The organism is Nonomuraea sp. NPDC003214, assembly GCF_053590035.1.
Genome location: NZ_JBSFSX010000006.1, coordinates 30,702 through 51,516, shown reverse-complemented (window position 1 = coordinate 51,516; position 20,815 = coordinate 30,702). Strand labels below are relative to the sequence as shown.

General features: G+C 73.7%; 22 protein-coding genes. 16 read left to right on the top strand and 6 right to left on the bottom strand.

The features are described from left to right. The first annotated feature begins 179 nt into the window (after nt 1-179). The 10 genes from ACWDXC_RS19240 (at nt 180) to ACWDXC_RS19195 (ending at nt 9,747) form a co-directional block, all read left to right on the top strand. The gene (locus ACWDXC_RS19240; RefSeq protein WP_449983572.1) at nt 180-1,427 is read left to right on the top strand and encodes a DegT/DnrJ/EryC1/StrS family aminotransferase; all 1,248 of its coding nucleotides are present in this window, start codon (nt 180-182) and stop codon (nt 1,425-1,427) included. Continuing rightward, nucleotides 1,424-2,560, top strand: coding sequence for an MFS transporter (locus ACWDXC_RS19235; RefSeq protein ID WP_449983570.1), 1,137 nt, complete (start codon nt 1,424-1,426; stop codon nt 2,558-2,560). Before ACWDXC_RS19240 ends, ACWDXC_RS19235 begins: the two co-directional genes overlap by 4 nt. A 10-nt stretch (nt 2,561-2,570) precedes the next feature. After that, nucleotides 2,571-3,530: a sulfotransferase gene (locus ACWDXC_RS19230; protein ID WP_449983567.1), complete on the top strand. Its 960-nt coding sequence runs from the start codon at nt 2,571-2,573 to the stop codon at nt 3,528-3,530. Beyond that, entirely contained in the window at nt 3,514-4,335 is an 822-nt protein-coding gene (locus ACWDXC_RS19225) for an SDR family NAD(P)-dependent oxidoreductase (RefSeq protein ID WP_449983564.1), read from the top strand. Before ACWDXC_RS19230 ends, ACWDXC_RS19225 begins: the two co-directional genes overlap by 17 nt. A 13-nt stretch (nt 4,336-4,348) precedes the next feature. After that, nucleotides 4,349-5,185 (top strand): class I SAM-dependent methyltransferase, encoded by an 837-nt coding sequence (locus ACWDXC_RS19220; protein WP_449983562.1) that lies wholly within the window; start codon nt 4,349-4,351, stop codon nt 5,183-5,185. Continuing rightward, complete coding sequence (locus tag ACWDXC_RS19215; RefSeq protein WP_219518076.1) at nt 5,182-6,051, top strand: family 3 encapsulin nanocompartment shell protein; 870 nt, start codon at nt 5,182-5,184, stop codon at nt 6,049-6,051. The genes ACWDXC_RS19220 and ACWDXC_RS19215 overlap by 4 nt, the downstream gene beginning before the upstream one ends. Continuing rightward, complete coding sequence (locus ACWDXC_RS19210) at nt 6,052-7,290, top strand: FAD-dependent oxidoreductase (RefSeq protein WP_449983558.1); 1,239 nt, start codon at nt 6,052-6,054, stop codon at nt 7,288-7,290. Beyond that, nucleotides 7,287-7,976: an aspartate/glutamate racemase family protein gene (locus ACWDXC_RS19205; protein WP_449983556.1), complete on the top strand. Its 690-nt coding sequence runs from the start codon at nt 7,287-7,289 to the stop codon at nt 7,974-7,976. Before ACWDXC_RS19210 ends, ACWDXC_RS19205 begins: the two co-directional genes overlap by 4 nt. A gap of 180 nt (nt 7,977-8,156) precedes the next feature. Continuing rightward, complete coding sequence (locus ACWDXC_RS19200; protein ID WP_449983553.1) at nt 8,157-8,717, top strand: nitroreductase family protein; 561 nt, start codon at nt 8,157-8,159, stop codon at nt 8,715-8,717. A gap of 160 nt (nt 8,718-8,877) precedes the next feature. After that, nucleotides 8,878-9,747: a GNAT family N-acetyltransferase gene (locus ACWDXC_RS19195; RefSeq protein ID WP_449983550.1), complete on the top strand. Its 870-nt coding sequence runs from the start codon at nt 8,878-8,880 to the stop codon at nt 9,745-9,747. Here the strand turns inward: ACWDXC_RS19195 and ACWDXC_RS19190 are convergent. After that, a complete protein-coding gene (locus ACWDXC_RS19190) occupies nt 9,742-10,092 on the bottom strand; it encodes a VOC family protein (protein ID WP_449983547.1) in 351 nt (116 codons plus the stop codon). The two genes, ACWDXC_RS19195 and ACWDXC_RS19190, sit on opposite strands and share 6 nt — an antisense overlap. A gap of 64 nt (nt 10,093-10,156) precedes the next feature. On the opposite strand from ACWDXC_RS19190, the gene ACWDXC_RS19185 reads away from it, so the two are divergent. Next, on the top strand, nt 10,157-10,678 hold the full coding sequence (locus ACWDXC_RS19185; protein WP_449983544.1) for a TetR/AcrR family transcriptional regulator: 522 nt from the start codon (nt 10,157-10,159) through the stop codon (nt 10,676-10,678). A gap of 270 nt (nt 10,679-10,948) precedes the next feature. Here the strand turns inward: ACWDXC_RS19185 and ACWDXC_RS19180 are convergent, their stop codons facing one another. Then, nucleotides 10,949-12,151: an MFS transporter gene (locus ACWDXC_RS19180; protein ID WP_449983540.1), complete on the bottom strand. Its 1,203-nt coding sequence runs from the start codon at nt 12,149-12,151 to the stop codon at nt 10,949-10,951. Between the two features lie 72 nt (nt 12,152-12,223). On the opposite strand from ACWDXC_RS19180, the gene ACWDXC_RS19175 reads away from it, so the two are divergent. Continuing rightward, the gene (locus tag ACWDXC_RS19175) at nt 12,224-13,228 is read left to right on the top strand and encodes a GlxA family transcriptional regulator (protein WP_449983537.1); all 1,005 of its coding nucleotides are present in this window, start codon (nt 12,224-12,226) and stop codon (nt 13,226-13,228) included. A gap of 31 nt (nt 13,229-13,259) precedes the next feature. On the opposite strand, the gene ACWDXC_RS19170 is transcribed toward ACWDXC_RS19175, so the two are convergent. Then, a complete protein-coding gene (locus ACWDXC_RS19170) occupies nt 13,260-14,273 on the bottom strand; it encodes a DUF5937 family protein (protein ID WP_449983534.1) in 1,014 nt (337 codons plus the stop codon). Between the two features lie 56 nt (nt 14,274-14,329). On the opposite strand from ACWDXC_RS19170, the gene ACWDXC_RS19165 reads away from it, so the two are divergent. The 3 genes from ACWDXC_RS19165 to ACWDXC_RS19155 all read left to right on the top strand — a co-directional run bounded on the left by ACWDXC_RS19165 (nt 14,330) and on the right by ACWDXC_RS19155 (nt 17,721). After that, nucleotides 14,330-15,604, top strand: coding sequence for an MFS transporter (locus ACWDXC_RS19165; RefSeq protein WP_449983531.1), 1,275 nt, complete (start codon nt 14,330-14,332; stop codon nt 15,602-15,604). Between the two features lie 101 nt (nt 15,605-15,705). Further along, entirely contained in the window at nt 15,706-17,073 is a 1,368-nt protein-coding gene (locus ACWDXC_RS19160; RefSeq protein WP_449983528.1) for an alanine/glycine:cation symporter family protein, read from the top strand. A 111-nt stretch (nt 17,074-17,184) separates the two neighbouring features. Then, nucleotides 17,185-17,721, top strand: a complete 537-nt coding sequence (locus tag ACWDXC_RS19155) for a TetR/AcrR family transcriptional regulator (RefSeq protein ID WP_449983526.1) — start codon at nt 17,185-17,187, stop codon at nt 17,719-17,721. On the opposite strand, the gene ACWDXC_RS19150 is transcribed toward ACWDXC_RS19155, so the two are convergent. Then, on the bottom strand, nt 17,718-19,244 hold the full coding sequence (locus tag ACWDXC_RS19150; protein WP_219510962.1) for an MFS transporter: 1,527 nt from the start codon (nt 19,242-19,244) through the stop codon (nt 17,718-17,720). The two genes, ACWDXC_RS19155 and ACWDXC_RS19150, sit on opposite strands and share 4 nt — an antisense overlap. A gap of 144 nt (nt 19,245-19,388) precedes the next feature. Here ACWDXC_RS19150 and ACWDXC_RS19145 point away from each other — a divergent pair, with 144 nt between their 5' ends. Next, nucleotides 19,389-19,712: a hypothetical protein gene (locus ACWDXC_RS19145; protein WP_449983523.1), complete on the top strand. Its 324-nt coding sequence runs from the start codon at nt 19,389-19,391 to the stop codon at nt 19,710-19,712. 52 nt (nt 19,713-19,764) lie between these two features. Here ACWDXC_RS19145 and ACWDXC_RS19140 read toward each other — a convergent pair whose 3' ends face one another. Beyond that, nucleotides 19,765-20,151 carry a hypothetical protein gene (locus ACWDXC_RS19140; RefSeq protein WP_449983520.1) on the bottom strand — a complete coding sequence of 129 codons (387 nt, stop codon included), beginning with the start codon at nt 20,149-20,151 and terminating at the stop codon, nt 19,765-19,767. Then, nucleotides 20,148-20,744 carry a hypothetical protein gene (locus ACWDXC_RS19135; protein WP_449983518.1) on the bottom strand — a complete coding sequence of 199 codons (597 nt, stop codon included), beginning with the start codon at nt 20,742-20,744 and terminating at the stop codon, nt 20,148-20,150. Before ACWDXC_RS19135 ends, ACWDXC_RS19140 begins: the two co-directional genes overlap by 4 nt. Between the last annotated feature and the right edge of the window lie 71 nt (nt 20,745-20,815).

The window sequence follows — 20,815 nt, the reverse complement described above, 5'->3', positions numbered from 1 at the left end:
ATTCGTACCCAGCTTGATCAACAGCGCGGGCGCCACGGGGTTCCGAGCCCCGCCGCGCGGCTTCCCGGACGATCGCCGGGCACTCTCGCGCTCCTCGAAAAGCCGCATGCACGTCCACAGAAGGCCGACCGTTCACCCACCCCCGAGAACTCCATCAAGCCGATGTCGAGGAGCATACGGTGCAGAGCGAGAGGGACGGTTCCGCACGCCTGGCCATCAACGGCGGCGACCCGGTACGGCACGACCCCTGGCCGACGTACGACAAGGGGGCAGTCTTCGTTCACCGCGAGGACGAGGAAGCCGCGCTCCGCGCGATCCGCAGCCATCTGTACTTCCGCTACGACTACCGACCCCAGCAAGAGACCGAGTGCGGCCGATTAGAGGCCGAGCTGTCGCGCTACTTCGGCACCAGGCACGCCCTGGCCGTCTCCAGCGGCACCACCGCGATCGCGCTGTCCATCATGGCGGCCGGCATCCCGCCCGGCTCGCTCATCGCCTGCCCCGGCTTCACGTTCGTCGCCACCCCGAGCGCCATCGTGCTGGCCGGCTGCACGCCGTTCCTCGTCGAGGTGGACGAGGACCTGCACTTCGACCTCGACGACCTGAGCGCCCGCTGGAACCCGGAGATCAAGGCGATCCTCGTGGTGCACATGCGAGGCTTCGCCGCCGACATGGCGGCCGTGACCGCGTTCGCCGCCGAGAAGGGCGTGCCGGTGTTCGAGGACGCCGTGCCCGCCCTCGGCGCCGAGCTGGACGGGCGCAAGCTCGGCACGTTCGGCCTGGCCGGCGGGTTCAGCACCCAGTCCGACAAGTCACTCAACTGCGGCGAGGGCGGCTTCCTCGTCACCGACGACAGCGAGCTGTTCGCCCGCGCCGTCGTGCTGTCCGGCGCGTACGAGGGCCGGCTGAAGCGGCACTTCCCCGGCGGCGACCCGCCCATCGACACCGACCTGGACCTGCCGCTGCTCAGCTTCCGCATGGACGAGATCCGCGCGGCGCTGCTGCGCTCGGAGCTGGACCGGCTGCCGCTGCGCCTGAAGTGCTTCCACGACAACTACACCTACGTGTCGGAGGCGCTCAAGGACGTGCCGCGGATCGCCGTGCGCCGGCCGGTCGCGCCCGGCGCGTTCCTGGGCGAGGCGTTCATCTTCCGGGTGCCCGGCGGCGACGCCGCCTGGTTCGCCGACGCGCTGTGCCACGAGGGCATCGGCGCGCGCAACCTCGGCTCCGACCGCGACACCAACGTGCGCGTCTTCTGGAACTGGCGCTTCCTGTTCCGCGGCCAGGACGTGGCCTCGATCCAGGCGCTGCTGCCCCGCACCACCCGCTACCTGCGGGAGGCCGTGGACGTGCCGCTGTCGTCGTCGCTGTCGGTGGAGGACTGCGACCACCTGATCGAGGCCGTGCGCAAGGTGGCGGGCTCGTGAGGCCACGCGCCCTCGCCGGCATCTTCGGCGGCCTGTTCGCCGGTTACGTGGGCCTCGCAGCCGCGATCCCGGTGCTGCCGAGCTTCGTCACCGACAGGTACGGCTCCACCGGCTTCACCGTCGGCGTGGTCGTCATGGCGACCGCGCTGACGGCGCTGCTGGTCAGGCCGGTGGCGGGACACCTGGCCGACAGGTACGGGCACCGCCGCGTCATGCAGGCCGGGGCGCTGATCGTGGCCGTGGGCGGCGCGCTCTACTACGCCCCGATCGGCGTCGCGGGCCTGGTCGTCGACCGCCTGCTGCTCGGCGTCGGCGAGGCCGCGCTGTTCACCGCCGGCGCCGTCTGGACGGTCTCGCTCGCACCGCACAACCGGCGCGGCCAGCTCGTCGGCCTGTACGGCGTCAGCATGTGGGGCGGCATCGCGGCCGGGACGTTCCTCGGCGCCGCGCTGTCGAGCCACGGCTACGGGACGGTGTGGGCGTTCAGCATCGGCATGGGGGTGATCGCGCTCGCCCTGGTGAGCTCGGCGCCCGCCCCCGCCCGGCCCGACCGGGCGAGCGGCGGCGGCCTGCTGCTGCGGCCCGCGCTGCTGCCCGGCACCGCCCTGGCGCTGGCCGCCGCCGGGTACGCCGGCCTGGCCGCCTTCGTGGTGCTGCACCTCCAGGCGCGCGGCATCGGCTCCGGCGTGGCCGTGCTCAGCGGGTTCAGCCTGGTCTACGCGGGCACCCGGCTGGTCATCGGCCACCTGCCCGACCGGGTGGGCCCGCGCCGGATGGTGATCTGGTGCGGCGCGGGCGAGGCCGCCGGGCTGGTGATCATCGCGGTGGCGCCGAACCTGCCGCTGGCCGTGCTCGGCGGCGTGGTGATGGGCGTCGGCTTCTCCCTGCTGCACCCGTCGCTCGCCCTCATGGTCATGAACCGCACCGACCCGGCCAAACAGGGCGCCGCGCTCGGCGCGTACACGTCCTTCTGGGACCTCGGGCTGGCCGTGTGGGGGCCGCTCATCGGCGTGGTCGCGGGCGGGCTCGGCTACCCGGCCGTCTTCCTGGTGGGCGCGGCCTGCGCGGTGGCGGCCGTCGGCGTGGGCCTGTGCGTACGCCGGCCCGTCACGCTGCCCGCGGCCACGAGCTGAAGGAGAGAGCGTGGACACGATCAAGGTCCTCTGCGTCACCGGCTGGTGCCGCAACGGCAGCACCATCATCGGCAACGTCCTCAACGAGATCCCCGGCTTCTTCCACGTCGGCGAGCTGCACTTCCTCTGGAAGAACGGCGCCGGCCTGGGCGTGAACAACCTGTGCGGCTGCGGCAGCGCGCTCACCGAGTGCCCGATCTGGTCGCGGATCCTGCCGCTCGGCAACCCCGGCGGGCTCCCGCTGGCCGACTTCGCCGCCACCGTCATCCGCCGCCAGCGCGCCTGCGTGCGCACCCGGCACACCTGGCGGGTGCTCGGCCGGGGGCTCGACGGCGACGACATCAGGGCCCACGCCGACCTGATGACCCGCACCTACCACGCCGTCGCCGAGCGCACCGGCTCGCGCGTCATCGTCGACACCACCAAGATCCCGGGCGAGGCGGCGCTGCTGCCGTACCTGGACGGCATCACCCCCTACTACGTGCACCTCGTGCGCGACCCGCGCGCGGTCGCGCACTCCTGGAGACAGCCCAAGCAGTACGTCTACGCCATGTCCTCCTGGATGAGCACCGCCTACTGGCACGGGTTCAACCTGGCCTCCCACGCCATCACCCGCCGCTTCCCGCAGCGCTCGCTCTTCCTGCGCTACGAGGACTTCACCACCGACCCGGAGGCGACGATCGACGCCCTCGTCCGGCACTGCGACGCCGGCCCCGCCCCCAACCCGGTACGCGACCGCACGGTCGACCTGCACACCAACCACACCGTCACCGGCAACCCCGACCGCTTCCGCACCGGCGCCACCGTGATCCGCGACCGCGACGACACCTGGAAGGACACCCTCACCCGGCCCGCCAGGCTCGCCGCCGTCACGCTCGCCACCCCGCTCTTCAGCCGCTACGGCTACAGCTACGGCGGCACGCTGGCAGGCGGGGCCCGGCCGAAGGAGAACCATGGATCTCGGGCTTGACGGCAAGGTCGCGCTCGTCGCCGGCGGCTCCAGCGGCCTCGGCCTGGCCACCGCCGCGGAGCTCGCCCGCGAGGGCGCGCACGTCGCGATCGGCGCCCGCGACCGGCCCCGGCTGGAGTCGGCCGCCCGCGAGATCGAGCGGGTGGCGCGCGGGCGCGTCCACGCCACCGGCGTCGACATCACCGACAGGCAGGCCGCCCGCCGGTGGGTCGGCGCGGTCGCCGCCGAGCTCGGCGCCCTCCACGTCGTGGTCGTCAGCGGCGGCAGCCCGCCCATCGGCCCGGCCTCCGGGTTCGAGGTGGAGGACTACCAGGCGGCCGTGGACAAGGTGCTGATGCCCGCGGTCAACCTGACGCTGGCCGCGCTGCCGCACCTGAAGGCCGCCGGGTGGGGGCGGCTCATCTATGTGGCCTCCGAGACGGCCACCACGCCCATCCCGCCGCTGGCGCTGTCGGGCGTGACCAGGGGCGCGCTGCTGCGCTTCGCCCAGGCGCTGGCCTCGGACGTCGGCCGCGACGGGATCACCGTCAACGTGATCGCGCCCGGCCACGCCCGCACCCCGCCCATCGAGCGGATGGCCGCGAGCCTCGGCGGCGACGTGGAGGAACAGCTCGCCCGCATGGGCCACCACAGCGCCCTGGGCCGGATGGCCCGCCCCGAGGAGGTCGCCGCCGTGGCCGCCTTCCTGGCGAGCGAGCGCGCCTCGTTCGTCACCGGCGCCGTGCACGCCGTCGACGGCGGCGCCGCCGTCACCGGACCCGACCTGCCGCACCTCACCCGAACGCGCAAGGACACCAACACCTGAAGGAGCCCCAGGGATGTCGACCACCTACACCGAGCAGGACGTCGGCGACTTCTTCGACCGGACCACGCAGACCTATCTGAGCTTCTGGGACAGCGAAGGCGTCCTGCACACCGGCTACTTCGCCGGCGAGGATGACGAGGACTACCGGGCGGCGGCCGAGCGCACCTCCGAGCTCATGGCGGCCGAGGCGGGCATCGACGGCTCGTCGCACGTGCTGGACGTCGGCTGCGGCTGCGGCAACTTCCTCATCCACCTGGCCACCCGGCACGGCTGCCGGGGCGAGGGGCTGGACCTGAGCCTGGAACGGGTCAGGTTCGCCAGGCAGCTCGCCGACCCCGCCCTGGGCATCGAGTTCCGGCACGGCTCCGCCACCGCCATGCCGTACGAGGACGGCACGTTCAGCCATGTGGTCAGCCAGGACGCGCTCTTCCTGGTGCCCGACAAGCCGCGCAGCCATGCCGAGATCTTCCGCGTGCTGCGGCCCGGCGGCGTGTTCGCCTTCTCCGACTTCCTCCAGCCGAAGAAGGAGATCGGCGAACGGGCCCGCAAGCACGTCTACGACCGGGTCAGGTGGAGCAGCGGCTACTCGCTGGTGGAGTACCAGGCCGAGCTGGAGCGCAGCGGGTTCGAGATCCTGCTGGCCCGCAACCTGGAGAGCCACATCAGGCAGACCTACCGCGTGCTGGGCACGACCGCCCGCGAGCGCGCGCGGACCACCGAGGACTCCGCGGCCAGGGACTGGATGCTCGCCTTCGCCGAGTCGTGCGGCGAGATCCAGGTCGCCATCGACCAGGGCGAGTTCGGCTGGGGAGTGTTCGTCGCCCGCAAGCCTCACCGGAGGACGTCATGAAGCAGGAGATCAAGCGCACGATGGCCGAGGTCGTCGCCCAGCGCAAGCAGGAGATGTCGCCCGGCCGCAGGTTCGCCGAGGCGTGCGCCGACAAGGGGCTGGAGGCGGCCGTCGAGTACGACGTGACCATCACCGACTCGCTGACCAGCTCCCGGCGCAAGCCCCGCTACCCGGCCCGCAACATGCTCAAGGTCGTCGACCTGTCGAGAGACCCGCGCCGCTACTACTGGCACGAGAGCCCGCCCGCCCCCGGCGACCCCGAGGTGTTCGAGGCCGACGTGCGCCGGGAGGCGGCCAGCCGCTTCCACCGCTCCGAGGTGCCCGAGCTGCTCCCCACGACCGCCTGGGTCCAGGTGCCGCCCGGCCTGTGGGAGGACCAGGAGACGTTCGAGTCGTTCGTCAACTACCGGCTGATCGTCCGCCTCGCCACGGCCGAGAACAACACGATCATCCGCGGCCCCGGCGGCCTGCTGAACCTGCCGGGGATCGCCCGCATGACGTCGAAGGGCCCGTTCGCCTCGACGATCCTGGCCGCGTGCAACGAGGTCGAGCAGATGGGCGGCACCGCCGACGGCCTCATCATCAACCCCGTCGACTACTACACGTTCATGGGCGAGGGCAGCCTGATGGACGACGTCGAGCGCAACGGCGTCTTCATCGTCAGGACCCGGCTGGTCGAGCCGGGCACGGCCGTCGTCGGCGACTTCGGGCACGGCGCGCTGCTGTTCGACGCCGGACGCTCGGTCATCCGCTTCGCCGAGCCACCGCCCGGCACGTTCGCCGAGCCCGGCATCGCGCTCATGGCGGAGATCTACGAGCGCGTGGTGATCAACCTGCCGACCAACTTCTTCGTCGTGAGCCTGTAGATGCCGGACGTGCTGGTCGTCGGCGGCGGTGTCGCCGGCCTGTTCTGCGCCTACTACCTGCGCAGGGCCGGCGCCACCGTGACCGTGGTCGAGCGCGGGCCGATCGGCGGCCCGCAGTCGTGCTCGCACGGCAACACCGGATTCGTCGGCACGCAGGGCGCCGCCCCCCTGGCCGAGCCCGGCGTGCCCGCCCTGGGGCTGCGCTGGCTGCTCGACCCGCGCAGCCCGTTCTTCATCAGGCCGCGCCCCGACCCGGCGCTGATCGCCTGGCTGTGGCGCTTCCGCCGCCGCTGCACCGAGCAGGCGGCCGGGGAGGCGTTCCGCGTCCTGCTCGACATGAAACAGCGCAGCCTCGCCATCCTGCGGGAGCTGTGCGACGACGACACGCTCACCGCCCGGGGCATGGTGATCGCCTTCCGGACGCCGCAGGGCTTCGACCGGGCCCGCCGCACGGTCTCCCGGGCGAACGCGTCCGGGGTGCCGCTGCGCGTGCTCGAACCCGGCGAGCTGAGCACGCTCGAACCCGGCGTCGAGTTCGACATCAGCGGCGCGCTCTACAACGAGGAGGGCGCCTACCTGCGCGTGCCCGAGTTCGTCACCGAGCTGGCCGCGACGCTGGCCGGCATGGGCGTCGAGCTGCTGGAGGACACCGACGTGCTGGACCTCGAGGTCGCGGGCCGCCGTGTCCGGCAGGTGCGCACCTCGCGCGGCGACCTGCGGCCCGGCACCGTCGTCATCGCCGCCGGCGCGTGGTCCGCGGCCCTCGCCCGCAAGGCGGGGCTGAAGCTCATGCTGCAGCCCGCCAAGGGCTACTCCGTCACGCTCAAGAGCCCCGGCGGCGCCCCCCGCCGGCCGGTGCTGCTCAGCGAGGGCAAGGTCGCCATCACCCCGCTCGGCGACCGCCTGCGCCTGGGCGGCACCCTCGAACTGTCCGGCATGGACACCACGATCTCGCGCCGCCGGGTGGACGGCATCCTGCGGACCGTGCGCGACCACCTGCCCGCCCTCGACACCACCGCGACACCGCAGACCTGGAGCGGCCTGCGTCCCTGCACCCCCGACAGCCTCCCGTACATCGGGCGGGCCGAGCCGTACGAGAACCTGGCGCTGGCCTGCGGGCACGGGCACATCGGGCTCGGCCTCGCGCCCGTCGGCGGCAGGCTGCTCGCCCAGCTCCTGTCCGGCGAGACCCCCGACCTCGACCCCGCCCCCTTCCGCTACGGCAGGAGGTTCCAGTGAAGCCGATCGGCGTGCTCTGCCTGGAGACCACGTTCACCAAGATCCCCGGACACATCCGCAACCCCGCCACGTTCGGCTTCCCGGTGATCTACGAGGTCGTCGAGGGCGCGACACCGGAACGGGTGGTCACCCAGGCCGACCCCCGGCTGCTCGACCCGTTCGTCGAGGCGGCGCGCAACCTGGAGGCGCGCGGCGCCGCGGCCGTCACCGGCGCCTGCGGCTTCCTCGTGCTCTTCCAGGAACGGCTCGCCGGGGCGGTCGGCGTGCCGCTGTTCTCCTCCAGCCTGATCCAGCTCCCGATGATCCACCGCATGCTCATGCCGCACCAGAAGGTCGGCCTGCTCGTCGCCAAGGAACCCGCGCTGACCGGCCGCCACCTGGCCGCGATCGGCGGCGAGCACGTGCCGGTGTGCGTGACCGGGATGTCCGAGCAGCCCGAGTTCCGCGAGGTGATGCTGGAGGGGCGGCGCGACACCCTCGACGCCGACCGCCTGGAACGCGAGGTGCTCGGCCAGGTGCGGCGGCTCGCCAAGGACAACCCCGACATGGGGGCGCTGCTCATCGAGTGCACCGACCTGGTGCCGTTCGCGCACGCGATCCAGGCCGAGACGGGACTGCCCGTCTTCGACATCGTCACGCTCACCACCATGGTCCACGCCACCCTCGACCGCCGCCCCTACCGATGAGGCACGAACGGGCGAGACCACCGCCTCTGCTGGTGAGGCATGAACGGGCGGGACCGTCGCCCCTGCCGGTGCGGCATGAACGGGCGAGACCACCGCCTCTACCGGTTAGGCATAAACGGGCGGGGCCGCCGCCCCTGCCGGTGCGGCATAAACGGGCGGGCCGGAAAGTTGTGCACGTGCGTGAACGTTGACCACGATCTCCGGCTCGGCCTGCACCCGCTCCTCGCGGACCGGTTCAGCCCGTCCGCGTTCGACCCGGCGGGCGTCGTCGGCGACGAGACGCTCGCGCTGCTGCTGGAGGCCGCGCGGTGGGCGCCCTCGGCGGGCAACTCCCAGCCCTGGGCGTTCCTCCCGGTCCGCCCCGGAGAGCCGGACCACGCCCGGGTCACCCGTTTCCTCGCCCCCAGCTCGGCGCGGTGGGCCCCGGCCGCCGGGCTCCTGATCGTGAACCTGGCCCGCCGCCACGTGGACGACACCGACCTGGTCTACTCGGAGTTCGCCGACTACGACCTCGGCCAGGCCGTGGCCCACCTGACCGTGCAGGCCCAGGCGATGGGCCTCACCTGTCACCAGTTCCGCGCCTTCGACAAGGACGGCCTGACCGCCGAACTGCGCCCGAACCCCGGCTGGACCGTCCTGACGATGACCGCCGTCGGCGTCCCGGCCGACCGGGGGCAGCCCGTACGGAGGCGGCGCAGCGTCGCCGAACTCCGCGCCGCCCCCTGGAGCGACGGCCCCTGAAACGACGGCCCTGGAGCGACGGCCCTGGAGCGACGGCCCCTGACCGCCGCGCCGGGCCGCCGGGCCGGGCCGGCGCATCGGGTCGCCGGCCGGGCCGCCGCGCCGGGCGGGCCGAAAAACCTGGTGCCCGCCGCCGGTCCGCTGGTGTGTGATCGGCGGCATGACGATCGAGCTGGGCGAGCCCGGGACCGGCGGGCTGGACGGGATCACGGCCGCGCTGCGCGCGTGGCAGCACGAGGGCGCGCCGACGCAGTTGCATCCAGGGGATCTGGGCTGGTTCTGGCGGTTCGGCGCGGAGGCGACGGCCGCGGCCGTCCGGACGTGGAGCCGCGGCGGGCGGATCCTCGCCGTCGGCCTGCTGGACCACCCCCGGCTGCTGCGGCTCGCCGTCGCGCCGGACGCCCGGCGCGACGGCGAACTGGCCCGGCGGCTGGCCTCGGACCTCGGCGACCCGGGGCGCGGCGTGCTGCCCGCCGGGGCGGCGAGCGTCGAGGCGCCGGCGGGCGCCCTGGTCAGGGACCTGCTGGACGAGGACGGCTGGCAGGCCGGTGAGCCGTGGACGCCGCTGCGCCGCGACCTCACCGCGCCGGTGCCCGGCCCAGGCGTGCGGGTGGTGGAGGTCACCCCTGATCAGGTGCCCGAGCGGGTGGCCGTCCAGCGGGCCTCGTTCGACGGGTCGACGTTCACGGAGGCGGCCTGGCACGCGATGGCCGCCGGCTCGCCGTACGCCGGCGCCCGCTGCCTGGTCGCCTATGACGAGCGGGGCGACGCGGTGGCGGCCGTGACCGTCTGGCCGGCCGGCCCGGACCGGCCCGGCCTGCTCGAACCGATGGGCGTGCACCGCGACCATCGAGGCCGCGGCCACGGCGCCGCGATCGTCCGCGCCGCCGCCGCGGCGCTGCGCGAGCTGGGCTCCTCCAGCGCGGTCGTGTGCACCCCCAGCTCCAACACCGCCGCCGTCGCCACCTACGGGTCGGCCGGCTTCGACCGCCTCCCCGAGGTCAGGGACCTGTGCCGGCCGCCCCTATGAGGGGTTCTGCTCCGTGGACTGGTCCATGACGTAGAGGGTCGCGCCGCCCGGGTCCCGGTAGGTGGCCTGGAAGCCGCCGGGGATCTCCGACGGCGCTTCGACCACGGTCAGCGACTCCGGGCGGGCGGCGTGGAACGCCTCGACGCTCTCGACGACGAACACCGGCCCGACCGGGGCGGCCGGGTCGTGGGCGTCGAGCATGATCTGCACGTCGGTGCCCGGCAGGGCCAGGGCCACGGTCGCGTCGCCCTCGCGCCAGCTCTCGGTGAAGCCGAGGCCGTCACGGTAGAGGGCGAGCGACGCCTTCAGGTCGGCGGTGGGGACGAACAGGAACTCCAGCTTCACGGCGCATCCTTCCGGATTCCGGACGTAATTGGATTTCCTCTCACCATAACGGCATTATGTACGGGTGCGCGAATGGATCCCCGTATCGACCTCCCCGAGGGGCAGGCTCGTACTCGCAGCGGTCAAGGAGTTCGGGGCGCGCCCCTTCGACGAGGTCACGGTCGCCGATCTGGCGGCGGCGGCCGAGGTCACCACGGGCGCCCTCTACCACCACTTCGGCAGCAAGCTCGGCCTGTACGCCTTCGTCCGGGACGACGTCGAACGCCGCCTGCTGGACCGGATGGAGGGCGCGATGGCGGCCACGGGCCCCGGGCCGGACCGCCCTGAGGCCGTCACCGCCGCCCTGCTGGTCGGCCTGGACTTCGCCGTACGCGAGAACTTCCTGCGCATCCTGGGCGAGCCGCCCCAGGATACGGAGCGCGACCGGCTGGCCGAGCTGCTCGGACGCGGCGACCTGCCGTCGGCACCGCTCCTGGGCCGCGTGCTCGCGGCGGCCTGGCGCGCGGCCCTGGCGGCGGTCGCCGAGGGCGCCGAGCCGGAACACGCCCGCGCGGCCCTCGCGGCCCTCAGGCCGCACACCCCCTGACGGGCCCGCGGCCCGGGACGTGGGACGAATCGCCCGCTCAGGGAAGAAGGGCGTCCAGCGCCCCCAGGGCGTCGTCGCCGGCCACGTCCATCCGGGCGCCGAGCTCGTACCTGTCGATCAGCTCGGTGAGGGGCGTTCCGTCGACGCGGGCGACGACTTCGAGGGTGTCGAAACCGAGCTCTTTCGTTCACGTCCCACCCCGGTCGAGGTCGGGTTAGGGGGTTAGAGGGGGGAGCGGGGGTCCGGTCGGCTCAGGTCGGTGGGGGCGGGTCAGGTGGGGGAGGTGGCGGCGGCGGGGAGGGCGGGGTCCGTGGGGGCGGACAGGCGGCGCAAACCGCGTACCGGTCTGATCAGCAGCAGGGCGGCCGACACGCCGACCGTCACCACCGCCGAGCCCAGCAGGAAGGTCTGCGGCTCGACCACCAGGGCCGCCGGTCCGGCGAGCGCCTGGCCGACCGCCATGCCCGCGACCGACCCGGCCACCTGGTAGGCGGAGACCCGGTTGAGGACGTCCGGCGCGACGAGCGTCTGCACGCTGGTCGACCACATGACCGACCAGAACGCCATCGCGCATCCCCCGATCACGTGGCCCGCCATCAGCGTCGGCAGCGGCGCGCCGAGGGCGACGGTCAGCGGCACCGGCGCGTAGCCGATCAGCGCGATCGCCCCGGCGGCCAGCGGCCGGGCCGGGCGCAGCCGGATGGCGACCACGCCGCCGATCACCGTGCCGAGGCCGAGCGCGGCCATCACCCAGCCGTAGTCGGCGCCGATGACCTGCGACGACAGCGGCACGGACGGCCCGATGACCAGGACGCCCCAGAACACCCACACCAGGATGACCGACCACATCCAGCTCCTGGCCTTGAACTCGTGCCAGCCCCGGCGCAGGTCGGCCAGTACGTTCGAGGGCTCGGGCCGGGGCACGGTGACGCGGACCAGCAGCAGGCAGATGGCGCTGACCAGGAACGTCCCGGAGTCCAGCGCGTACACGAACACCGGGCCGGCCGCGAGCACCAGGATTCCGGCCAGCGCGGGCCCGGCGAGCTGGGTGATGGCCTCGGCGATCTTGAGCGTGGCGTTGGCCCGCTGCGGGTCGCGGGCGACGAGCGGCACCATGCCGTTGACGCCGGGCTCGAACATGCCGGCCCCGATCCCGGAGAGGAACGCCATCGCCAGCAGCAGGCCGTACGGCGGGGCGCCGTCGAGGAAGGCGACCGCCACCGTGGCCTGGGTGAGGATCCGCAGCAGGTCCGCGACGATCATCACGGTACGGGCGCCGATGCGGTCGGCGAGGACGCCGCCGAAGAGCATGACGAGGACGGCGGAGGCGGTCCAGAGGGCCAGCACGTAGCCGACGCCCGCGATGCCGTACACCTGGCCGACCGCGAGGGCGGCGGCGACCGGCATCATGGCGTCACCGAGCAGCGAGATCGTCCGGGCGCCGAAATAGAGGGTGAAATTCCTCGTCCACATAAGCAACAATTGTGGATATTTCCAGATCAGGGCGCTGGTGTCCCAGATGACATCATTGGGTACATTTGCGCCATGCTCCTCGCGCCACCCCTGGACCTGCCCTCGGCCACGCTCCCCGCGTGCCCCCCGCCGCCTCCGCCGCTCGACCCGCACCGCGTGGTCGCCCTCGTCGGCGAGAACCAGGAGCTCTACCCCGTCACCTCGGCCTCGGCGGTCTTCGGCTACCAGGGACGCGAGATCCCCCAGCATTACAGCTTCCGCCTCTGCGCCGAACGCCCCGGCTCGCTCACCACCACGCTGGGCGCCCCCATCCACGTCGAACACGGCCTCGACGCCCTCGACACCGCCGACACCGTCGTCATCGCGAGCTGGACGGTCGCCCCCACGCCCGCCGTGCTCGACGCCGTCGCCGGGGTCCACGCCCGCGGCGGCCGGATCGTCGCCGTCTGCGCCGGGATCTTCATCCCGGCCGCGCTCGGCCTGCTGGACGGCCGCCGCGCCTCCGTCCACTGGGACCTCGCCGCCGACCTGGTCGCGCGCCACCCCCGCATCGTCCCCGACGACACCGTCATCTACGTGGACCACGGCGACGTCGCCACCGCCGGGGCCTCGGCCGCCACCCTGGACCTCTGCCTCCACCAGGTCCTCCAGGAGCACGGCGCGTCCCACGCCATGCGCGTCGGCCGCCAGCTCGCCGCCGGGCCGCACCGCGAGGGCTGCCAGCGCCAGTACCCGCCGCTGCCGACGACCGGGCCCATGCCGGACTCCCTCGCGCCGCTGCTGGAATGGCTGCTCGCGAACCTGTCCGAGCCCGTCACCGTCGAGGACATGGCCGCCTTCTCCGGCGTCTCCCCGCGCACGCTCACCCGCCAGTTCGCCGACCAGCTCGGCGTCCCGCCGGCCCGCTGGCTGCTGGAGCGCCGCCTGGCCGCCACCCGCGCGCTCCTGGAGGACACCGACCTGCCGGTGGAGACGATCGCCGCCCGCGTCGGCCTGTCCTCGGCGGTCAACCTGCGCCGCCGCTTCCACGCCGCGCTCAACACCACCCCGGCCGCCTACCGCCGCGCCTTCCGCTGACCGGCCCCGTACCAGGCCCGGCCGGGGGCGGCTACGGGGCGCGCTCCTCCGGGTCGGGGGCGGAGCCGCCGGCGACGAGGGCGTCGCCGAGCTCGGAACGCAGGTAGAGGACCGAGCGGCCGTGCCGCGCGCTGGTGAGCAGGCCGGCGTCACGCAGCGCGCGCAGGTGCTGGTTGACGGCCGAGGTGGTGACGCCGAGTCGGCCGGCCAGTTCGGTGGAGGAGGCCGGGGTCGCGAGCGTCGTCAGCAGGCCCGCCCGGGTCGCGCCGAGCAGTCCGGTGAGCGCCGCGGGGGAGCGGTGCGTCTCCGTCTGCCAGAGCGTGCCCGCGCCGCGCGTGCCGTACATGATCAGCGGCGGCTCCTCCGGCGAGATGGGCGCGGTCACCCCCCGGCCGAACAGCGTCGGCACGAGGGTGAGCCCCTCGCCGCCGGTGGAGCGACGGTAGCCGGCGTTGGTGGTCAGGCGGACGCGCACCACGCCGCCGTCGAGGGAGACGCGTTCGCTGAGCCCGGCGAACATGGCCGCCAGGCCGTGCGCCGAGATGACCTGCGCCCGGTGGATGATGTCGGCCTGCAGGACCGTGCGCATCCTCGGCCACCAGGGCGCGAAGCAGGCGTGCCAGTACGCGCGCAGCGCCGTGGTGATGCGCTCGCGCACGGCGGCCGGGTCGCCGCGCAGCGGCTCGGGCAGCTCCGCTGGATGCAGGGCGCGCAGGTCGTCGAGCATGCGGTCCAGGGGGACGCGGGCGATGGCGGCGAGCTCGTCGTCGATGCGGGTGAGCGGCGCGTACGGCCGGGGCGTCAGGTAGTCGGGCGACCACATGGACGCGTTCGTGAGGGCGTGGAGCAGGGGCAGGTCGAGCCCGGCCCGGACCCGCTCGGTGCGCCGCAGCCAGGGCAGGTGGACGGGATAGCGCCCGGGGTCGCGGAACGTGCGCAGGGACAGCGTCAGCTCGTTGACGGGCGAGACGGCGAAGCGCACGTCGGCGACGTCCATCCCGGCGAGCTCGTACGAGATCAGCCCGCCGCCCGGGACCATGACCATGTAGCCATACCCTACATCAATTCGCCCATCGGTCCCGATACGGCACAAAGGGGACCGTGATCCGTACCTTCTTCCCCGAGGACCGCGTCGGCCGTTCGCTCACGCTGAGCACGATGGCGTTCGCGCTGTCCAGCGGCGTCTTCTACACCGTCAGCACGCTGTACTTCACGCTCGTCGTCGGGCTCGCCCCCACCACCGTGGGCCTGGGACTGGGCATCGCGGGCGGCGCCGGCGTGCTGTCCTCGTACGTCTCCGGACGGCTGTCCGACCGGCTCGGCGCGCACCGCGTCCAGGCGGCGGCGACGGCGCTCAACGGGGCGGCGATGCTCGGCTACACGCTCACCTCCGACGCCGTCGCGTTCACCGTGGTCGCCTGCCTGGCGACGGCGATGCGGTCGGCCAGCGGCACGTCGAAGCAGGCGATGCTGGCGCGCTGGTACACCGGCCCGGAACGCGTCGAGGTGCGGGCCCGGATGCGCGTGGTCACGAACGTCTTCATCGGCCTGGGCACCGTGGCCGCCGCCGCGGCGCTCCTGGACGGCACCGCCGCCGCCTACCGGGCCGCGATGCTCGTCTCCGGCCTGCTGCTGCTGACGGCGAGCGTGCCCCTGGCGCGGCTGGCCGGCCGGGTGCCGGAGCTGGCCGGACGGATGGCCGCCCCGGCCGGTCCCGCGAAGGGCGCCGCCGCCGGGCCGTCGCCGCTCAAGGACCGCACGTACGTGGCGAGCGTCGCGTGCAACACGGTGGTGGCCATGCAGTTCGGCCTGATGACCGTCGGCGTGCCGCTGTGGGTCGCCTCCACCGAGGCCCCGACCGCCCTCGTGTCGGTGCTGCTCGTCCTCAACACCGTGGTCGTGGCCCTGCTCCAGGTGCGCTTCTCGCGCGGAGTGCACGACGTGCGCCGCGCCGGGATCGCCGTCCGCCGCGCGTCGTGGCTGCTCGCGCTCGCCTGCGGGGCGTACGCGCTGGCGGGCTACGGGAACGTGGCCGTCGCGTGCGCGCTGCTCCTGGTGGCCGCGCTCGCCCACACGCTCGGCGAGATCCTCGGCGAGGCGGGCGGCTGGGGCATGGCCTTCGAGCTGGCCGACCCGCGCAGCGCGGGCGCCTACCAGGGCCTCAGCCAGACCGGCTACTCGATCGCCGCGATGGTCTCTCCGGTGCTCGTCACCGCCACCGCCGTCGAGCACGGGACCGCGGGCTGGCTCGCGCTGGCCGTGCTGTTCGTCGCCGGCGGCACCGGGGCCGCGGCGGTCGCCCGCCGGCACCGCCCCGCGCCCGCCGCGGACGGCCCCGCGCCGGTCACCGAGCCCGTCGGCTCGCCGCCCGCCTGACAGGCGCGCCGGGAAGACTTGACCATACGATGTTGCCCGGCTGCCCGGAAAGGGCAGATCGTCGGAGACGATCATCCGCTCGGACGACCTGAGGAGCTGGTGTGCAAGACATCCTGTCGAGGATCTCGGACTTCGTCTGGGGACCGTTCCTGCTGATTCCGTTGCTCCTGCTGACGGGCCTCTACCTGACGATCATGCTGCGCGGGCTGCAGTTCCGCAGGCTGTTCTACGCGTTGTGGCTGGCGCTCATCCGGCGCAAGGAGCCGGGCGGCGTCGGCGACATCACCCACTACCAGGCGCTGTCGACGGCGCTGGCGGCCACCGTGGGCGTCGGCAACATCGCGGGCGTCGCCACGGCCATCCACTTCGGCGGGCCCGGCGCGCTGTTCTGGATGTGGGTGACCGGCCTGGTCGGCATGGCGACCAAGTACTCCGAGGCGTTCCTCGGCGTGCGCTTCCGCCGCACCGACGCCAAGGGCGAGCAGAGCGGCGGCCCGATGTTCTACCTCACCTACGGGGTGGGCGGCAGGTTCGGGGCGACGCTGGGCGTGCTGTTCGCGGTGTTCGGCGCGCTGGCGGCGTTCGGCATCGGCAACATGGTGCAGTCCAACAGCGTGGCCGACGCGGTCAACGCGCAGTGGGACGTGCCCATGTGGCTGACCGGCGCGGTCATCACGGTGCTGGCCGCCGTCGTCATCCTGGGCGGCATCAAGAGCATCGGCGCGGTCACCAGCGCCTTCGTCCCCGTGATGATCGTCTTCTACATCCTCGGGGCGCTGTGGATCATCATCGCCAACGTCGGCGAGCTGCCCGGCGCGCTCGCGCTCATCTTCACCGACGCCTTCACGGGCACCGCCGCCACGGGCGGCTTCGCGGGCGCGGGCGTCCTGCTGGCGATCCGGTACGGGGTCGCCCGCGGCATCTTCTCCAACGAGTCCGGCCTCGGGACCGGCGGGATCGCCGCGGCGGCGGCCAAGACGACCGAGCCCGCGCGGCAGGCGCTCGTGTCGATGACGCAGACGTTCATCGACACGCTCGTCGTGGTCAGCATGACCGGCCTGGCCATCGTCGTCACCGGCGCCTGGCGCAGCGGCGAGAACGGCGCGCCCCTGACCACCCTGGCCTTCAGCCACGGCCTGCCCGGTCAGTGGGGCGGCATCGTCGTCACGATCGGCCTGGTGTTCTTCGCGTTCTCCACGCTGCTCGGCTGGGCGTACTACGGGGAGCGGTGCATGGACCGGCTCTTCGGGCGGGTGGCGGTGACGCCGTACCGGCTGCTGTTCATCGTGCTGATCTTCACCGGCACGGTGCTGGAGCTGCAGACGGTGTGGACGTTCTCCGACATCATGAACGGCCTCATGGCGCTGCCCAACCTCATCGGCCTCATCCTGCTGTCGGGCCTGGTCGTCCGCGAGACCCGCGCGTACTTCGCCAGGCCGGACTGGCGGGACGACACGGTGTCGCGGTGAGCCCACGCGCCCTCACCGCGGCCGGCGCCCGGACGGCCCGCGCCACCAGGGCCTTCGGTCCCAGACCTCTGTTTGAAACAACTGTTTACGGGCGCTGGTAGGATCGCCCGAATGGGAGTCCCTGAGGATTTGCTGGCCGCGGCCAAGCAGTGCCTGTCCGAGCGCGGCTACGCCCGCACGACGGTGCGCGACATCGTCGCCGTCTCCGGCAGCAACCTCGCCGCGATCAACTACCACTTCCGCTCCAAGGACGCCCTGCTCACCCAGGCGATGATCGAGACGACCGGGGAAGCGGTCGCCGAGGTCCTCAAGGCGTTCCCGGACGACTCCAAGCAGTGGTTCGAGGCGTTCTGGGGGGAGATGATCGAATCGTTCCGGGCCAATCCGATGGTGTGGCGCGCCAACGTCGAGACGCTCGCGCAGGCGCCCCACCTGCCCGAGGTGCGGGCCCGCCTGACCGAAGGGCAGGCGCTCGCCCAGCGCGAGCTGGGCAGGCGGCTGCCGCACGGGGACGAGGCGGGCGCGCAGGTGCTGCTGACGCTGTTCATCGGCCTGCTGGTGCGCTGGCAGCTCGACCCGGACAACGCCCCGTTGGCCCGCGACCTGGTCGCCGGGATCCGCTCGGTGGCCGAGGCCGCCGGCGGCTAACGCATCGCGTGCCGCCCGGCGGGGTCCGGCTGGGCCGGCGGCGGCGTCGCGCGCCGCACCGAACGCAGCAGGACCGGCGCGAGCACCGCCATCAGGCACAGGCCCGCCGCGGCGGCGATCATGGCGTAGTGCTGGCCCTGCGTGAAGGCCACCCGGGCCGCCCCGGCCAGCGCGCTCCCGGCCGCCTCCGGCAGGTGCCGGGCCGTCTCCAGAGCGCCGCCGAGGGTGTCCATCGCGGGCGCGGGCGCGCCGGTGCCGGCGAGGTGGCCCCGGTAGACGGCCGTCCCGATGCTCCCCAGCAGCGAGATGCCGAGCGCGCCGCCGAACTCGGTGGCCACCTGTGACAGCCCGGCGACCGAACCGGCCCGCTCCGGCGGGGCGGTGGCGATGATCAGATCCGAGGAGACGGTCAGGACGAGCGTCACGCCACCGGCCATGAGCATGATCCCGGCGATCAGCAGGCCGCCCTGGCCGGTCACGTCCAGCATCGAGAGCACCGCGAACCCGCTCGCGCCGACGAGCAGCCCCACGCAGACCACCAGCCCGGGCCGCACCCTGCGGACCAGGACGGGGGCCAGCCCGGCGGCGAGCATCGCCGTGCCCGCCGACGGCAGCGCGTACAGCCCGGCGATGAGCGGCCTGGCGCCCATGACCATCTGCAGATACTGGGTGGTGAACAGGCTGGAGCCGACCATGGCGAAGACGCCGAGCGTGTTGGCGCTGATGGCGGCGGTGAAGGCGCGGCTGCCGAACAGGCGCACGTCCAGCAGGGGATCGGCGGCCGAGCGCTGGCGGCGGACGAAGGCCACGCCCAGCGCCAGCCCGGTCACGACGGCGAGCACCGGGGCCCAGCCGAGGCCGTCCTGGGCGATGTGCTGGATCCCGTAGATCGCCGGCAGGATCGCGCCCAGTGACAGGGCCACGCTCACCAGGTCGAAGCGCCCCGGGCGCGGGTCACGCGACTCGGGGAGCAGCAGCGGCGCCAGGACCAGCAGCAGCGCCATCACCGGCAGGTTGACCAGGAACACCGAGCCCCACCAGAAGTGCTCCAGCAGCGCGCCGCCCATCAGCGGGCCCAGCATGGCGCCACCGGCGAACGCGCCCGTCCAGATGGAGATCGCGACCCGGCGCTGGCCGTCGTCGTGGAACATGTTGCGGATCAGCGACAGCGTCGAGGGCATCAGGGTCGCGCCGCCCACCCCGAGCAGGGCCCGGGTGACGATGAGCAGGTCCGCGCTGGGGGAGAAGGCGGCGACCGCCGAGGCCGCGCCGAAGGCCGCCGCCCCGGCCAGCAGCAGGCGCCGCCGTCCGATCCGGTCACCCAGCGTGCCCATCGGCAGCAGCAGCCCGGCCAGCATGAACGGGTAGATGTCGATGATCCACAGGAGCTGGGCGCCGCTCGGCGCCAGCTCGGCGCTGATGAACGGCAGCGCGTACGACAGCACGTGCAGGTCGACGGAGATCAGGAGCACGGGCAGGACCAGGACCGCCAGCCCGATCCACTGCTTGCGTCCGGCCCTCATGGCCGGCCCGCCCGGCCGAGGGGGTGCGGGGGGTGCGGGACCGCGGTCGTCGCGGTGGGTGATGTCATGCCGCCGACCATACACACGTTTGGCACAGTCGTGCAAAACGTTTGTTTGTGACACTTGTTTGGATAGGGTGGCGGCATGACCGAGCGAGACGACCCGGCCCCGGCGATGCCCTCGCTGACCCTGCGTCAGGCTTTGCTGATCGTGGACGCGGTGAACGGCCTGGCCCCCACCGGCCGCCTGGCCAGGGCGCGCCTGCTGGCGCGGGAGGTGGCGGCGGTGATCGCGCTGGGCGCGCCGGAGGTGTGGGCCGACGACGGGCGCGCCCTGCTGGGGCTGATCGAGACCTGGACGACCGGCGAGCGCCTGGCCGTCATCGACGCCGCCGAGCGGTTCTGGGCGTCCGCCGAGGGCGGCTACGAGGAGGGCCTGCGCGCGGCGGGCCTGCTGCCCGGGGTATGAACCGGGCGGGAACCCGGCCGTGCCCGGCGCCGGAGAGTGAGCCGGGCCGCCGTCACCGGTGGCGGACGACGCCCGTCATCGTGGTGCCGCCGGCGGGCACGCTGTTCACCGTCACCAGCCCGCCCACCTCGGCGAACGCGGCGCTCAGCGCGGCGATCCGCGACGCCGGCCACGGCTCGCCGCCGCCCTCGTGGCTGACCGTCAGGCGCACCCCCCGGGCGCCCGACGTGCAGGCCACGTGCACCACCGCCGGCCGCTCGCCGTCCTCGACCGCGCCCAGCGCCTCCCGCAGCGCCCGCGCGAGCGCCCCGGCGACCCGCGCCGGCACGGGCGTGCCGGTCCAGATCCACGCCTCCACGGGGACGCCGGTCCGCTCCGACCAGGCGGTCAGCACCTCCGTCACCGTCGCGGGACGGCCGGGCGCACGCGTCCCGCTCACCGCGACCGGACCGCCATCCGCACCCCGATGACCCCGTACGTGCCCACCAGCCAGGCGGCGCTGACGTACGTGGACACGACGCCGCCGCCGAGGATCTGCGCGGCCATCGTCACCGGGAACCAGCACCCGGCCACGAGCGGCAGCCACCGCATCGCCCCCCGGTAGCGGCCGGTCACCGCGACCGCCACGCCGAGCACCAGCATGCCGAGCATGCTCAGCGGCCAGCACCCGTCCAGGATCATCAGCCACAGCGGGAACTCGTCGTGCGTGGCGTAGCCGAACGACAGCGCGTTCAGCAGGAACGCCCCCGGCAGCAGCGCGAGCAGGACGACGGGCACGGCCCGCCCGGCCCGGTCGCCGCTGGCCCGGTCGGCCCGCAGCCGCCACACGAACGCCCACACCCCGGCCGCGAACATCATGCCGGTGACCGTGTCCAGCGTCTGGATGCCCTCCTGGATCTTCTCCCCGACCACGAGCGTGCCCACGGCCCAGGCGCTCGCGCCGGCCGCGAGCAGCACCCCGGCCGTCCGGGTCGCCGCCCGGCCGTCGGGGACCCTCGCGGCGAGGGTGGTGTCGTGCGGGCTCTCTGACATGGGGCGCCTCCGTCGTCGCGGGCCCCGGCCGGGCGCCGGGGCGGCCTCCACGGTCGCGCCGCCGCGTCCCG

Coding starts and splice junctions, on each gene's coding strand:
- ACWDXC_RS19225 (WP_449983564.1), top strand. CDS start 3,514: ATGGATCTCGGGCTTGACGGCAAGGTCGCGCTCGTCGCCGGCGGCTCC.
- ACWDXC_RS19220 (WP_449983562.1), top strand. CDS start 4,349: ATGTCGACCACCTACACCGAGCAGGACGTCGGCGACTTCTTCGACCGG.
- ACWDXC_RS19215 (WP_219518076.1), top strand. CDS start 5,182: ATGAAGCAGGAGATCAAGCGCACGATGGCCGAGGTCGTCGCCCAGCGC.
- ACWDXC_RS19210 (WP_449983558.1), top strand. CDS start 6,052: ATGCCGGACGTGCTGGTCGTCGGCGGCGGTGTCGCCGGCCTGTTCTGC.
- ACWDXC_RS19195 (WP_449983550.1), top strand. CDS start 8,878: ATGACGATCGAGCTGGGCGAGCCCGGGACCGGCGGGCTGGACGGGATC.
- ACWDXC_RS19180 (WP_449983540.1), bottom strand. CDS start 12,151: ATGTGGACGAGGAATTTCACCCTCTATTTCGGCGCCCGGACGATCTCG.
- ACWDXC_RS19175 (WP_449983537.1), top strand. CDS start 12,224: ATGCTCCTCGCGCCACCCCTGGACCTGCCCTCGGCCACGCTCCCCGCG.
- ACWDXC_RS19170 (WP_449983534.1), bottom strand. CDS start 14,273: ATGGTCATGGTCCCGGGCGGCGGGCTGATCTCGTACGAGCTCGCCGGG.
- ACWDXC_RS19155 (WP_449983526.1), top strand. CDS start 17,185: ATGGGAGTCCCTGAGGATTTGCTGGCCGCGGCCAAGCAGTGCCTGTCC.
- ACWDXC_RS19150 (WP_219510962.1), bottom strand. CDS start 19,244: ATGAGGGCCGGACGCAAGCAGTGGATCGGGCTGGCGGTCCTGGTCCTG.
- ACWDXC_RS19145 (WP_449983523.1), top strand. CDS start 19,389: ATGACCGAGCGAGACGACCCGGCCCCGGCGATGCCCTCGCTGACCCTG.
- ACWDXC_RS19135 (WP_449983518.1), bottom strand. CDS start 20,744: ATGTCAGAGAGCCCGCACGACACCACCCTCGCCGCGAGGGTCCCCGAC.